Origin of the sequence: Rhodanobacter sp. OK091, assembly GCF_900142825.1 — a bacterium.
Classification (GTDB): Bacteria; Pseudomonadota; Gammaproteobacteria; order Xanthomonadales; family Rhodanobacteraceae; genus Rhodanobacter.
This window is the reverse complement of the sequence record NZ_FRCH01000001.1, coordinates 1543805-1558419: the sequence shown is the minus strand read 5'-3', so window position 1 is coordinate 1558419 and position 14615 is coordinate 1543805. Positions and strand designations below refer to the sequence as shown.

Below are 14615 nucleotides of genomic sequence, written 5' to 3'. Positions count from 1 at the left end.
CGGAGGCCGTGCCTAGCGTGCCGTCGCGGCGATCAACACATCCAGGTGCATCGCCCGGGCGAGCACGATCGAGCCGTCGTACGACAAATGTCCCTCGTCGCGGTACAGAAAGGTGCCATCCAGTTCGGTCCGGCACTTCTTGGCGTCGCACAGGAACGCGTCGAAGGACACCACCTCTACGTCGGCCCGTGTGCGAACCTGTTGCAGGAAGGCCAGCACCTCGCGTTTGCTGGCATGGTATTGCGCCAGTGGGATATCGCAGTCGATGAACCCGCCCAACAGTTTGCGGCTGCGCGCCTTGCGTTCCAGGCAATGGGTGTAGTCGAAGCCGGTACTCGGCGGCGGTGCGACGATGACCACGCGCCGCCCCAGCGCCCGGATCTTGGCGATCGTGGCGACCATCGTGTCCAGGGTGAGTCCGGCATCCGGTTGCTCCACCTTCACCTGCCCGTCGACTCTGTGCAGCACGCGCCGGGCCGGGTCGAAGTACTCGTAGAACGGGCTGGACATCACCACGATACGGATCTCAGGATGCGCCGCGAGGTACGTGATCACCGAGCCATTGAAGGTCAGGCAACGCTCGGCGAATTCGCGGGTGTATCTCCCATAGATCTGGGCCAGCCCCGGCAGCGGACCGCAAGCACTCTTGGTGGCCTGCAATACGCCGCCAGGCATCGTCGCCGCCAGCCCCGGCACCAGATGCATGGCGAAGGAATCGCCCCAAACCATGGTGGTCGGATGGGCCGCGTTACTGCAGCGCATGGTGTACTCGAGGTGTTGATAGCCCTCGCAGATCGGGTCGAAGCCGACGTTGTCGCGGCGCAACCATGCATAGTCGATGGCCGGTCCGCTCGCCTCGCGGGTACTGGTCCGCGCGGCGATGGTGAAGGGCACCAGGGCCAGGCACAGTGATGCGGCGAGTGTGGCCAGCGTCCAGCGCCATGGCGAACGCAGTTCGAGCCGGCGCACCGGCAGTTCGATACCGCGGTACAGGGCGAAGCCCAGTAGTAGCGCCAGTGCGACCGCGCCTGCCAGTACTGCCGGACCAGGCGAGCCGAAGGAAGGGTCGCCGGCATAGACGTTGTTGATCAGTGCGAAGATCGGCCAGTGCACCAGGTATAGCGAGTACGAGGCGTCACCCACCGTGGCCAACGCGTTCGGGATCGGCCGGTCCTGCAGTTCGTCGTGTCGGCGCAAGATCACCACCAGCGTCGCCACGCAGACGATCGCGATATTGGCGAAGTTGGGCGTGGGCAGCGGCCAGATCGGGACCACGAACAAAGCCGCGAGCGCCGGCAGGAACAGCCGCGCAATCCACGTCTTTAGCCGCTGGCCTCGCGCGCCGATCAGCGCCGCGAACGAGCCGATCGCCAGTTCCCAGGCACGCGTAGGCAGCAGGTAGAACGCCGCATCGGGTCGAGAGTAGGTCAGCGCAACGCACAGCGCGAAGCTGGCCGCCAGCACTACCAGACTGCCGGCGAACCACCAGCGTCGCGGCACCAGCAGCAGCGCCGCGGGCATCAGCAGGTAGTACTGCTCCTCGACAGCTAGCGACCACACGTGCAGCAACGGCTTGAGCGCTGCGGCGCCCGCGAAGTAGCCGGTCTGCTGCAGCAGCACGAAATTGGCGGTGAAGCTGAGCGCGCCGGCGAGCTGTCGCGTGAAATCCCGCCACTCACTGGCATCGAGCACGAGGAATGAGGCTGCCGCGGTCACCGCAAACGTGACATAGGCGGCCGGTAGCAGGCGCTTGGCGCGGCGGAAATAGAACGTGGAGAAGCGGAACTGGCCGCGGCCGATGTCCTTGGCCAGCATCCCCGTGATCAGGAAACCGGAAATCACGAAGAAGATGTCGACGCCCAGCCAGCCGGCGCCGATGAAGCCGGCGCGGGCGTGCTGCAGGATTACCAGCAGCACCGCCACCCCGCGCAAGGCCTGGATGTCGGTGCGCAACGGCTGTTTGCCAGCGTCCATGCCTGCCCGTCGCGCGCAGGCGCCTCAGAAACGGCGAGTCAGCGTGATGCCCCAGCTGCGTCCCTCGTACGCACCCGTGTTGAGCACCCGTTCGCTGTATCCGGCGTTCACGCTCAGCTGCCACGGCGAGAAGATGCCGACCACCAGCGATGCGCTGATGTCGTTGGCGCGGCGCCATGCGGTGAAGGTCTCGTCGCGTTGCCGGCCCAGGCCCGCCTGCACCGAAAGTCCGGCGTTTTCGCTGAGCCCCACATAGAGGTTTGCGGTCAGCGCATAGCGCCGGTAGTTGTCCGGCGCGTAGTAGCCGTGGCCAGGGTTGTGATCGAACGACAGGTGCTCCGCGCTGGCGCCGAGGTCGAGCATGATGCCGGGCTGGCGCACGACCGCGCGACGCAGCGCGGCGTTCAAGTCCGTGCTGTCGTTGCTGTCGCTGAAATGATCGCGACGCAGCCACAGGTCGCCGGTCCAGTTGAAGTCCGGTGTCCACTGCGCGTGGCCGGTGACACTGGTGCGGTCCAGCCCCAGCGAGAGCGAGCGCGGCGAGGCGGCGACGCGATCATGGTCGGCCATCAGGTCGGCACGGAACGTATCGCTGAAACGTTGATCCACGCCAAGCCGCCACAAGGTGGTGCCACCAGCACCGTCGATCGAAGAGCGGCCGACGGCCGCGCTGAGCGTGGTGTACAGCGACGGGGCGTAGCGTAGCCCGACCAGCCCGCGGTCCTCGGTGAGCGAACGGGCGCCGGTGATGCTGGCGAACGGGCTGCTCAGCGGGGCTCGGTAGTCCCAGCGGCCGAACTCGGCCGTCCAACGCAGCGCCTCGCCTTGCGCAAGCTCTGCGCGCAGCGTGGGTTGTGAGCGCTCCAGGTCGTCCGAGTCGGAGCCGTGCTGATAGTCCAGCGCAACGAAAGAATCGGTGTGGATGCGAACCGCACGCTCAAGGTCGCGCGCGTCCTTGCCGTCCGGCCTGGCGCGCTTGACCGCCGCGACGTAGGGCAGCGCTTCGCGCGGTCGCGCCGACTGCCGCAAGGCGATAGCTTGAGCGTAGTTGGGCAGCAGGCCGTTCGGGTTGGCGGCCAGCGGCGCCGCATTGACCTGCTGCGCCGTGCGGACCCAGCCGCCCCAGGCCAGCACCGACGCGAGCACGACCTGGCCCTCACTGCTGCGGGCAGCGTCCGGGTGGGTGTCCAGCACGCTCTTGGCTCCGGCGTAGTCGCCGCTCCAGGTCAAGTAGCGCGCCAGATCGAGCACGGCAGCCTGATCAGCCGGGTGCTGAGCGACATACTCGCGCATCGTCCGCGTGGCGGCATCGGCGTGGCCGGTCCACATCAGCGTCCGGGCCTGCGCATCCAGGGCCTGCATAGCGGGGGTCTGTGCCCACACGCCGGCTGGTGCCGCCAGCAGCGCGCCGACCAGCCAGGCCAGTGATTTCATTTGCGCCATTTGCGGTTCCCCGTAATCCAGAGGTCGATGGCGAACTGGCCGATCGTGCGGATCTCGGTCAGCATCAGGAAGTAGCGCAGCGGCGTCACCAGCAGGCCCTTGCCCAGCACCTTCCAGCGCTCGCCGCGGGAGATCACGGTGAGCACGATCAGCGACAGCGCCGATTCCGCCAGCAAGGTAATCAGCAGAGGCTCCCACCAGCGCAGCAAGGCCATCACGATCAGGGCTGTGGGAAAGCCGATCTTCTCGATCGCCGACATGAAGATGATCCAGCCTAGCGGGCGCCCATAACGTTTCGTGACTTCCTCGCCGAAGGCTTGCCGGTACTGCTCCTGGACCTTGCGCATTTCCTTGATGTGCTGTCCGTAGTCGCCGTGCTGCTCCTCTCGGCGCCGGCGCAGGCGTGAGAACGCCTTGAACGGGCTGCGGACCAGCGCATCGAAGTAGTAGCAACTCTGCAGGAACGAAGACGACCACAGCGAGACCTGGCGCGGCAATTGCGTGGCCAGCGGCTCCTCCGAGCGCGCCGTCACGTCCAGCAGTTGGGCGTTGCGGTAGCCCTGATTGATCAGGGCGAAGCCGATGAAGATGTCTTCGGAGTTGGTCAGGTTGTCGCCGAACTGCGGCTCGTAGCGATCGAACAAGTCCTTGACGTATTCGCGACGGTAAGCCACCGCGCAACCCACCGGGTTGGTGATGCCGCCGAAGAAGACCACCTGGCCGTGGAACACGAAGCCTTGCAGGAAGCGATACAGGCAATCGCGATACATGTTGGTAAGGCCCCACCACATCAGCTGCAGTCGGCTGCGCGAGGCCTTGGGGTCGACGAACGGCGCGCCGGCCAGCACGGTGCCGTACTCCGGCGTCTCCGCCAGGTTGCGGCGATCCACCAGGCGCATCGGCAGCACGCGGCCGCAGACCGAGGCGATACCGGCGCCCTTGTAGAGTTCCTCGACGCAGCGGGCGATGTAGTCGGGCGACTCCAGGAAGGTGTCGCCGTCGAGGATGAACTCCACGTCCGCGTCGAACTCGCGCGCCTGCCGCTTGATCGTGGGTGTTTTGCCGATCGACGACTGGCGCCGGATCACCTGGACATCGAGCCCCAGCCGCTGCGCTACTTGCTCGGCGCAGCTCGCTGTGGCGTCGGTACTGCCGTCGTCGACCACGATGATGTTGCGCGGCTTGAGCGTCTGCCGCGCCACGGAGACGAGGCAGTGGGTGATGTTCTCCGCCTCGCGATAGGCCGGAATGACCACGTCCACCACGGCTGTGCGCCAGTCGTGGGTGGGTGTGGGTACGGTCCGGTCAGGACCGCGCAGCAATCCGATAACGCTGAGCAGCGCGTTAGGACTGATGACAAACCAGGGTGCGGTGGCCATGTTCAGTCCCTGCCAAGGCGGTTCGGCGTGCGAGGATGAGTTCGTCGAGGGTGTCTTCCAGCGTGTAGCGATGCTTGAAGTCCGTGAGCGTGCGCAGGCGTTCCAGCGAAGGCCTTCGCCGCTTGATGTCCTCGAAATCCTCGCCGTAGGCCTTCAAGTAAGGCACATGGCAGATTTTCGAGTCGCTACCGGCACGCTCGCAGACAAGCTTGGCCAGGTCGTTCATGCTGATTTCGCGGTCGTTGCCGATGTTTGCGACCAGCGCATCCTGGTTCTCGCGCGAGGCGAGCATATCCATGGCGACCACGTTGTCACGCACATCGCAAAACGAGCGGGTCTGTTCGCCGTCGCCGTAAACGGTGATCGGCTCGCCCCGCACCGCCTGGTCCACGAAGCGCGGCACGACCATGCCGTAGCGGCCGACCTGACGCGGTCCGATGGTGTTGAAGAAGCGCGCGACCAGTACCGGGATGCCGAATTTCTGCGCATAGGACAGTGCCAGCGCTTCGTCCGCGATCTTGCTGACCGAATAGTTCCAGCGTGTGCCGACACGAGTGGACACGCTCAGATCCAGTGTCTCGGTCAGGATATCCTCGTGCTGGTGGCCGTAGACCTCGGAGCTGGAGGCAACGATCACTTGCGGCAGCCAGCCGCCGGCAGCGACGGTGCGGAACAGTCGCTCACAGGCTGCAATATTGGTGGCTAGCACCCGCGTCGGCTCGGCGATCACACGATACACACCGACGACGGCGGCCAGATGGTAGATGCGGTCCGCCCAGGACGCAGCCTGTTGCAGCAGTGGCCAGGTCAGCACGTCCGCCTCGTCGAAGCGGAAAGACGGGTTTGACTCGAAGGGCGCCAGATTGGAGCGCGAGCCGGTCGACAGATCATCCACAACGTGGACCTTGTCCCCCCGGGCAAGATGCAGCGACACGAGATGGGAGCCGATGAAACCGGCTCCGCCAGTGATCAGAACGTGCATGTCGAAATTTCCCCTGTGAGTTCCGGAACACGATCGATGTTTTGATCATAAATGTGAGATCAATCACATTTTGACGTTCTCAGAACAAGCATGCACTATGCCAAATATGCTAGGCCGGCACAACGGTGCGGCTGGGACTTCGGGCTACTCGGTGCAAATCGGCTGAACGGGGGGCGCAATGGGTCAGGAAGTGACCGGAAAGAGCAAGTGCGGCGCTTATGGCGGGTGAGACCGAACAACGCCCGCTCTTTGATCAGAGCTGCGCGATGGGCCATAAAAGTGGCCGGCCTAGACGTTGCGGTGCTTGCCTCTGAACGGCGCGTAGAACGCCCGCAGACGGGCGAGGTCCGCTTCCATGTCGGCGCTGGTATCGAATAAAGGGCCGATGCCGATGGTCTTGTCGGGATAGTTGAAATACGCCGCCACGATCGGCACACCGGCATCATGGGCAATGTGCCAGAAGCCGCTCTTCCAGCGTTTGACCGGCTTGCGCGTGCCTTCCGGCGCGATGCCCAGCCATAAGGTGTCGCGCTGGCGGAACCGGTCGATCATCTGTTCGACCACGCCTTTCGCGGCGCCGCGATCGATGGGCATGCCACCCAGGCGACGCAGCAGGTTACCGAGTGGGCCGCGAAACAATTCCTGCTTGCCCATGAAATGCACATCGGCACCGACGCCCACTTTCAAGAGCAGGCCCCAGACGCCATCCCACCATGAGGAATGCGGTGCAGCGATCAGTACCGCCTTTGGCACATCGGGAAAGGTGCCGACGAAGCTCCAGCCGCACAATCGCAACACAGCACGGCAGATCCGGCGACGCCAGCCATCGCGCAGCTGCGGCATGTGCGGCGGCAGCTGCGCCGGCGTCGGAAGATATCCCTTCATTCGAGATCCGGTTTGCGCGAACGGGCCTGCTTGATCCTGCCGCGCTGCTGCTTGCCGACCAGGCGGCGCTCCTTCGAGGCACGGGTCGGTTTGGTGGCGACGCGCTTTTTCGGCGGCACCAGCACGCCACGGATGATCTCGACCAGCCGTTCGCGCACGTCGTCGCGATTGCGCGCCTGGTCGCGGAAGCGGCGTGCCTGTATCACCAGCACGCCCTCGCTGGTCAGCCGGCGGTCGCGTCGGGCCAGCAGGCGTGCCCGGATTTCCTCCGGCAGCGATGGCGAGTTGATCACGTCGAAACGCAATTCCACCGCGCTCTCGGTGCGGTTCACATGTTGCCCACCCGGACCGTCGGCACGCAGGAATCGCTCGACCAGTTCGGACTCGGGCAGGGTGATGCTGGGGCTGACGATCAACATGTGGGCCAGTGTAGAGGGCGAGAAGTGAGTAGGTGAAGCGAGGAGTGAGAAACGAGAGAAAGTCAAAAGCGGCACGGATTGCTTTTCCACTCGTTTCTCACTCCTCGCTCCATCACTCGCTCCTCAAAAGGTCCAGCCGAAGCGTTGAAGCAGCCCGGCGTAGGCCACGTCCAGCGGAGCCTCAACCTCCATCACGGCGCCGTTGAGCGGATGCGCAAAGCGCAACCGCCACGCATGCAGCAGCATGCGGTGACAGCCGAAGTGCTGCTTGTACAGCCGGTTGTGATCACCACGGCCATGCTGACAGTCGCCGATGACCGGGTGGTGGATGTGCGCCAGGTGCTTGCGGATTTGGCGGAAGCGGCCGCTCTCGGGCTCGGCCTGCACCAGCGCGTAGCGCTGCTGCGGATAACGGCCGAGCTCGATCGGTACCTCGATCGTGGCCAGCCGCTGGTAATGCGTGCGCGCTTCGCGGCGCGGGCCGGTTTCGCGCGAGCCGGGCAGTGGGTAGTCGATCACGTCTTCCAGCGGGTCGGGCCAGCCGCGTACGACCACCAGGTATTGCTTGCGCACCGCGCGACCCATGAACTGCTCGCCCAGCGCGGCGGCGACCTCTTTGCTGCGCGCCACCAGCAGCACGCCGCTGGTGGCGCGATCGAGCCGGTGCGCCAGATACACGCTGTCGCCGATCTGTTCGCGCAGCTGGTCGATCAGGAATTCCTCGGTATTGCCGACCATCTTCGAGCGATGCACGGCGAGGCCCGCCGGCTTGTTCACTGCGATCAGCGCGTCGTCCTGGTGGAGAATTTCAAGCATGCGTATTGTTCAAAGACGGTGATCAGCGGCGCGGCCAGCCGACCGCGAAGGCCAGCGCGCCGGCGATCGCCGCACACAAAGGCGGCCAGATGCCGTGCTGCGGGGTCAGCGTCCACAGCAATGTGGCGGCGATCAGCAGCGCTGCACCGAGCAGGCTGCAGGCAAGCAGCCGGTGCTGGCGCTGTGCGTTGTCCCGACTCATTTGAAGTGCGAGCGGATCGCTCACGCTGCGCTGTTCGCCGCGCGCGATCTGGCGCAACGCATCGCGTACCAGTTCGGGGAATTGCGGCGCGTTGTGCAGCCATTCGGGCAGGCGCTTGCGCACGTCACGCAAGGTGCGCAGCGGGCTGTAACGCTCGCGCAGGATGCGCTTGAGCACGGGATGTGCCACTGCCCAGATGTCGATCTCCGGATCGAGCATGCGCCCGACGCCCTCGATGTTGAGCAAGGTCTTCTGCAGCAGGATCAGCTGCGGCTGCAGGGTCAGCTCGAATCGGCGTGCGGTCTGGAACAGCTTCACCACCAGTTCGGCCAGCGAGATCTGCGACAGCGGGCGGGTGAAGTACGGTTCGCACACGGTGCGCACCGCGGCCTCGAGCTCGTCCAGCCGCACGTCGGCAGGCATCCACCCGGCGGCGACATGCAACTGCGCGATGCGTGCGTAGTCGCGTTCGAACAGTGCGATGAAGTTCTGCGCCAGCCAGTACTGGTCGGCCTCCGGCAGCGAACCCATGATGCCGAAATCCAGCGCAATGAAACGCGGTTCGCCGGTGCGCGTCGGGTCGACCCAGATATTGCCGGGGTGCGCGTCGGCGTGGAAGAAGTTGTCACGGAACACCTGCTCGTAGAACACCCGCACGCCCTTGGCGGCGAGCGCCTTGCGGTCGAGGCCGGCTGCGTCGATCGCAGCGATGTCGTCGCTGCTGATGCCGTGCACGCGCTCCAGCGTCAGCACGCGCTGTGCCGTCAGTTCCCAGTGCACGGCTGGCACGTACAAGTCCACGCCGCTGTCGAAGTTGCGCTTGAGCAGGCTGGCGCTGGCGCCTTCGCGCTGCAGGTCCAGCTCGTTCTCCAGCATCTTCTCGACTTCGGCCACGACATCCAGCGGACGGATCTTGTCGGCGTTGGGATGCCAGCGCTGGGCCAGTTCGCCGAGCGAGCGCAGCAGTTTCACGTCGCGCGCGATCTGCGTGTCGATGCCCGGGCGCAGCACCTTCACCACCACCTCGCGCCCGTCATGCAGCGTCGCCGCGTGGACCTGGGCAATCGAGGCCGAGGCCAACGGGGTTTCATCGAACAGGGCGTATAGACGTCCAATCGGCGACTTCAGTTCGCGTTCGACGATCAGGCGCGCCTCGCTGCCTGGGAACGGCGCGACCTGGTCCTGCAGCAAGGCCAGTTCGTCGGCGATATCAGGCGGTATCAGGTCGCGCCGGGTCGACAGCACCTGGCCGGCCTTGACGAAGATCGGCCCTAGTTCGGTCAGCGCGTGGCGCAGGCGCTCGCCGCGCGACAGGTCGCGAATATCGATTCGGGGCCGCGCCACCAGTGGCCGCAGCAGCTTCAGCGGACGATACAAGTGCGTGGCGTCGATCAGTTCGTCGAGGCGATACGCCAGCAATACCGAAGCGACCCGCAACAGTCGCGGCACCACTTTCAGCGGCGTCACGCGGCGTCGCCCTGCAGGCGCCGGGCGAGTCGCTGCACACGCGATTCCAGCCGCTCGCTGCGTTCGCGCAGGTCATCCACCCCGTCGAGAAACCCTTCGACCTCGCCCGGCGCCAGCGCAATGCGGGCTTCGTCGCGCAGCCAGTCGGCGCTGTCTTCGGTGAGATGCGCGGCAGTTTCGCGCGCGTGGCCGAGGCCTTTGCGCACCGCCTTCGCCAGCGGCACGCCGAACACGTCGCCGAAGGTGCGCGCGAACGCCTCCTCGAAATCCGGGGCGAACTTGCTGGCCAGTTTTTCCAATCGTCGCGCCAATTCGGCATCACCGGCGATCTCCACTTTGCCCGGTGCGATCCCGTCGTCGTCGCCGCGAAACATCATCGCCAGCAGGCTGCCCGGCGTGGCGGCGACGCGCAGCTGGCTGTCGTCCTGCGGCGGTCCGACCTTCAGACGCGAGTCTTCGACGGTCACCGCCAGTGCGATTTCCGGGCCACGCAGGTGCAATTGCACGCTGCGACCATTCAGTGCAGCCAGTCGCTGCTGCGTATCCGGATCCAGCGAGAGCGTGTGGTTCAGCGCGGTTTCCAGCGCGCGACCGGCAAGCTTGCGTAGCGGTTGCGGCAACCAGGCATTGGGAGTGACGGCATTCATCCGGCGATTGTAGCCGGCGCCGTTGCTAGGCGCCCGCAAAGCCGAGCTGGCGCCAGGCTTCGTAAACCGCCACGGCGACCGTGTTCGACAGGTTCAGGCTGCGGCTGTCCGGGCGCATCGGCAGGCGCAGGCGCTGTGAAGCGGGGATCGTCTCCAGCACATCGCCCGGCAGGCCGGCGGTCTCGCAACCGAACAGCAACGCGTCACCATCGGCAAATTGCGCATCGACATGGGCGACCCGACCGCGGGTGGTGAAGGCGAACACGCGTGGCGTGCCGATCACACCGAGGCAACTGGCCAGGTCGTCATGCACGGCGACGCGGGCGTACTCGTGGTAATCCAGGCCGGCGCGGCGTAACCGTGCGTCATCGAGTTCGAAGCCGAGCGGCCGGATCAGATGCAGCGCGGCGCCGGTGTTCGCGCACAGGCGAATCACATTGCCGGTGTTCGGCGGGATCTCGGGACGGAACAGGATGACATGCAGCATCCGGCCATTATCGCGTGTCCGCGCAATGTTGCGGTGGCGCTCAACCGCGCGGCTGCGGGCAGACCACGCCATCGGGCGGCAAGGCGCAACTGCTCGGTGCAGCCATCAGGATCGCGCTGAGGCGATTGCTGGCAGTGAACTGAGCGGTGGGGGTCGCCGTCACCATGGCGCCGAAGATCATGCCGCAGACGGCCAAGCAGGCGATGAACAGGCCGCGCAACATCAATGTCTCGAATTTCATGATCATGTCTCCGATGAAAGGTAAAAAGCCCTGTAGCCCAGATAGAGCAAGCCCTGTGCCAAGCCTCGAATTTATTTTAAGTAATTGATATACATGTCTATTTATGATCGCCAGGGCGGCGAAAACGCTGTCCGCGGACAGCTGGCCGCGCGCCAGCGGACAACCGGACATCTCCGCGCCGCGACCTTCCCTCCCATGTCGCAAATCCTTGCGGCGACTCGATGGCGCCGTTAGCCTGCGTGGATTCATCCGTGAAACAGGAGGTTCACCGTGACAAAGAAGCCGCTCGCCTTGCTCATTGCCGGCCTGCTGACCCTTATCGGTGGTACGCCGCTGGCACTGGCCTCTCCCGAGATGGCAGCGGCGGTGGCGACCACGGCCGCGCCACAGATCCCCAAGCTCGCCTACGACCGCTTCGTGTTGCCGAACGGCCTGACCGTGGTGGTGCATGAGGATCACAAGGCGCCCGTGGTGGCGGTGAGCATCTGGTATCACGTCGGTTCGTCCTATGAGCCGAAGGGCAAGACTGGCTTTGCGCACCTGTTCGAGCACCTGATGTTCCAGGGCTCGGAGAACCACAAGGATGAATATTTCAAGCCTTTCGAACTGGCCGGCGCCACCGACCAGAACGGCACCACCTGGCTGGACCGGACCAACTATTTCGAGACCGTGCCGACCACCGCACTGGACATGGCGCTGTGGATGGAATCCGACCGCATGGGCCATCTGCTCGGCGCGATCGGGCAGGCACAACTCGACGAGCAGCGCGGCGTGGTGCAGAACGAGAAGCGCCAGAACGAGAACCAGCCGTACGGCCGCACCGGTGAATTGATCCAGGCCGAGGCCTTCCCGGCCAACCATCCGTATCACCACGACACCATCGGCTCGATGGACGATTTGAACGCGGCCTCGCTGGGCGACGTCAAGCAATGGTTCCGCGACTATTACGGCGCGGCCAATACGGTGGTGGTGCTGTCCGGCGACATCACACCGACGCTGGCGAAGGCAAAGATGCTGAAGTACTTCGGCGACATCGCCGCCGGCCCCCAGGTGCCGCGGCCGCAGCCATGGGTGGCGCCGCGCGACGCTTCCACCCGCGGCACGATGACCGACAACGTGGCGCAGACGCGGATCTATCGCGAGTGGAACGCTCCGGGTCGCGGCACCCTCGATGAGAACCTGCTCGAGCTGGCCGCTGCGGTGCTGGGTGGCAGCAAGACATCGCGCCTGTACCAGCGACTGGTCTACCGGGACAAGCTGGCCGACGACGTTTCCGTCGGCGTCGAGCAGCACGTACTGGCCAGCCTGTTCCAACTGCAGGTCGACGTGAAGAAGGGTGTCGACCCGAAGCAGGTCGAGGCCGCGATCGCCGACGAGTGGCAGCGTTTTCTCAAGGACGGGCCCAGCGCGGACGAGCTGGCGCGGGTCAAGACGGAAACCCGCGCCTCGTTCGTGCGCGGGCTGGAGAACGTCAACACGCAGGCGTCGATCCTGGCCGAGGGTCAGCTTTATCAGGGCGACCCGGGCGCGTACCTGAAGGACTTCAGCGAGTTCATGGCTGCCACGCCGGCCAGCGTCAGCGCGGCGGCGAACAAGTGGATCGCCCGTGGCGATTACACCTTGACCGTGGCGCCGGGCAAGGTCGAAGCCGCCGACATGGCGAGCGCCACGGGTCGTGCCACGGCTACCGGCGCGCCGGCGCCGGTGCTGTCGGCCAAGGGCGACTACAAGACTGTGGCTAGTGAGGTGGACCGCAGCAAAGGTGTGCCCGAAGTCAGCACATTTCCCGATCTCAGCTTCCCCACGCTGCAGCGTGGCAAGCTCGACAACGGCGTCGAGGTGATCCTGGCCGAACGGCATACGGTGCCGGCGGTGCAACTGCAGTTGCTGTTCGATGCCGGTTACGCGGCCGATCAGGGCCGCAAGCTGGGTACCTCCAGCTTCACCATGTCGATGCTCGACGAGGGCAGCAAGGATCTGGATTCGGTCGAGATCGCCAAGCGCAAGCAGCGCCTGGGTGCCATCATCGCCTCCGGATGCGGGCTGGACTATTGCAACGCCTCGTTGAACGCGTTGAACGACCAGCTGAAACCGTCGCTCGAGCTATTCACCGACATCGTGCGCAACCCGGCCTTCCGCGAAACCGACATCAGTCGGCTGCGTGGCCAGTGGCTGGCCGGCATCGCCCAGGAAAAGAGCCAGCCGACCGGCATCGCACTGCGCACGCTGCCGCCGCTGCTGTACGGCAAGGGTCATGCGTACGCGATCCCGTTCACCGGCTCGGGTACGGAGGCGTCGATCAAATCGCTGACGGCCGGCGATATGAGCGCGTTCATGACCGACTTCATCCGTCCCGACAACATGAAGATCCTGGTAGCAGGCGACACCACGCTGGACAAGATCGTCCCGCAGTTGAATGCGGCGTTCGGCCACTGGAAGGCACCGTCCAGCAAGCTGCCCAGGAAGAACATCGGCGAGGTCGCTGCGCCGAAGCAGGTGCGCGTGTATCTGGTCGACCGCCCGGGTGCGCAGCAGAGCCTGATCCTCGCCGGCAGCCTGGCGCCGTCGACGGAAGCGCCGAACCATCTGGAGATCCAGACCATGAACGGTGCCTTCGGCGGCACCTTCACCTCGCGTCTCAACATGAATCTGCGCGAGGACAAGCACTGGGCCTACGGCGCCTTCAGCTTCCTCAGCAATGCCAAGGGTCAGCGTCCGTACCTGCTGTACGCGCCCGTGCAGACCGACAAGACCGCGCCGTCGGTGGCCGAGATGCTGAAAGAAGCAAGAGAGGTGATCGGCGACAAGCCGCTGACCGCGCAGGAGATCAGCAAGATCAAGGTGGGCGACGTCCGCAGCATGCCGGGCAGCTACCAGACCACCGGGGCGGTGATGGGCGCGCTGCAGGGCATCGCGCAATACAACCGCCCCGATGATTACGTGCAGACCTTGAAGTCGCGCATCGAAACGCAGAGCGACGCCTCGGTGCAGGCGGCAGCGAAACAGCTGATCCATCCGGACCAGCTGACCTGGGTGATCGTCGGCGACCTGCAGAAGATCGAAGCGCCGATCCGCGCGCTGAAACTTGGCGACGTGCAGGTGCTGGACGCCGACGGCAAGACGGTGAAGTAAGTCGATCTGCAGCGCGTTCCGGATTCATTGGGGACGCGCTGGCGTCCTCGCGTTAGGATGGGGCCGGGTCGGCAACGGCCCGGCCCGTCTGTCTCAGACCTTGTCACCGCTGCGGAGCTAGTCATGCGCAAGACTTTGTTGTTGCTCGTCCCCGTTCTGTTGCTGAGCGCCTGCAACTGGGGCATCACCATGGACGATGCCGCGAAAAACGTGCGGACAGCGTGGAGCGGCGATGTGTCCGGCTGTCGTGAATTGGGCAAGGTCACCGTGTCGGTGATGGACCATGTCGGCCCGGTCGATCGCAACACCATCACCGTGCGCGACGAACTGGAAGTGCTGGCGCGCAATCAGGCGGCACAGATGCATGCCGATACCATCAAGCCGCTGGCCGAACCGGCCGACGGTTCGCAGCCGTGGGGTGCCTACCAATGCGGCACACGCCAGATTCCAGCCGCCCACTCGCCGAACCCTCCGGCCAACCCGAATGGCGCGCCCGGCAATGCGCAGACCTTCCCGGTGCACGGCGGCTGAGCGGCAGCGC

General features: G+C 65.2%; 13 protein-coding genes. 2 read left to right on the top strand and 11 right to left on the bottom strand.

The window, feature by feature from the left end; all coding sequences use genetic code 11:
* Positions 1 to 12: 12 nt before the first annotated feature.
* The 11 genes from BUA26_RS07180 to BUA26_RS07130 all read right to left on the bottom strand — a co-directional run bounded on the left by BUA26_RS07180 (position 13) and on the right by BUA26_RS07130 (position 10942).
* A complete protein-coding gene (locus BUA26_RS07180; RefSeq protein ID WP_072759102.1) occupies positions 13 to 1974 on the bottom strand; it encodes an acyltransferase family protein in 1962 nt (653 codons plus the stop codon).
* A 24-nt stretch (positions 1975 to 1998) separates the two neighbouring features.
* Positions 1999 to 3408, bottom strand: coding sequence for a tetratricopeptide repeat protein (locus BUA26_RS07175; protein WP_083572895.1), 1410 nt, complete (start codon positions 3406 to 3408; stop codon positions 1999 to 2001).
* On the bottom strand, positions 3405 to 4796 hold the full coding sequence (locus tag BUA26_RS07170; protein WP_072759100.1) for a glycosyltransferase family 2 protein: 1392 nt from the start codon (positions 4794 to 4796) through the stop codon (positions 3405 to 3407). Before BUA26_RS07170 ends, BUA26_RS07175 begins: the two co-directional genes overlap by 4 nt.
* Entirely contained in the window at positions 4762 to 5778 is a 1017-nt protein-coding gene (locus tag BUA26_RS07165) for an NAD-dependent epimerase/dehydratase family protein (RefSeq protein ID WP_072759098.1), read from the bottom strand. Before BUA26_RS07165 ends, BUA26_RS07170 begins: the two co-directional genes overlap by 35 nt.
* A 288-nt stretch (positions 5779 to 6066) precedes the next feature.
* The gene (locus BUA26_RS07160; protein ID WP_072759096.1) at positions 6067 to 6663 is read right to left on the bottom strand and encodes a lysophospholipid acyltransferase family protein; all 597 of its coding nucleotides are present in this window, start codon (positions 6661 to 6663) and stop codon (positions 6067 to 6069) included.
* Positions 6660 to 7082, bottom strand: a complete 423-nt coding sequence (gene arfB, locus BUA26_RS07155; RefSeq protein WP_072759094.1) for an alternative ribosome rescue aminoacyl-tRNA hydrolase ArfB — start codon at positions 7080 to 7082, stop codon at positions 6660 to 6662. Before arfB ends, BUA26_RS07160 begins: the two co-directional genes overlap by 4 nt.
* A gap of 123 nt (positions 7083 to 7205) precedes the next feature.
* A complete protein-coding gene (locus BUA26_RS07150; RefSeq protein ID WP_072759092.1) occupies positions 7206 to 7898 on the bottom strand; it encodes a pseudouridine synthase in 693 nt (230 codons plus the stop codon).
* Between the two features lie 22 nt (positions 7899 to 7920).
* Positions 7921 to 9567, bottom strand: coding sequence for a ubiquinone biosynthesis regulatory protein kinase UbiB (gene ubiB / locus BUA26_RS07145; RefSeq protein ID WP_072759090.1), 1647 nt, complete (start codon positions 9565 to 9567; stop codon positions 7921 to 7923).
* The gene (locus BUA26_RS07140) at positions 9564 to 10214 is read right to left on the bottom strand and encodes a ubiquinone biosynthesis accessory factor UbiJ (protein WP_072760144.1); all 651 of its coding nucleotides are present in this window, start codon (positions 10212 to 10214) and stop codon (positions 9564 to 9566) included. Before BUA26_RS07140 ends, ubiB begins: the two co-directional genes overlap by 4 nt.
* A gap of 25 nt (positions 10215 to 10239) precedes the next feature.
* Complete coding sequence (locus tag BUA26_RS07135; protein WP_072759088.1) at positions 10240 to 10701, bottom strand: tRNA (cytidine(34)-2'-O)-methyltransferase; 462 nt, start codon at positions 10699 to 10701, stop codon at positions 10240 to 10242.
* Between the two features lie 40 nt (positions 10702 to 10741).
* Positions 10742 to 10942 (bottom strand): hypothetical protein, encoded by a 201-nt coding sequence (locus tag BUA26_RS07130; protein WP_072760142.1) that lies wholly within the window; start codon positions 10940 to 10942, stop codon positions 10742 to 10744.
* A gap of 270 nt (positions 10943 to 11212) precedes the next feature.
* Here BUA26_RS07130 and BUA26_RS07125 point away from each other — a divergent pair, with 270 nt between their 5' ends.
* Both BUA26_RS07125 and BUA26_RS07120 read left to right on the top strand, forming a co-directional pair.
* The gene (locus tag BUA26_RS07125; RefSeq protein WP_072759086.1) at positions 11213 to 14074 is read left to right on the top strand and encodes a M16 family metallopeptidase; all 2862 of its coding nucleotides are present in this window, start codon (positions 11213 to 11215) and stop codon (positions 14072 to 14074) included.
* 123 nt (positions 14075 to 14197) lie between these two features.
* Positions 14198 to 14605, top strand: a complete 408-nt coding sequence (locus tag BUA26_RS07120; RefSeq protein WP_072759084.1) for a DUF4156 domain-containing protein — start codon at positions 14198 to 14200, stop codon at positions 14603 to 14605.
* Positions 14606 to 14615 lie beyond the last annotated feature (10 nt).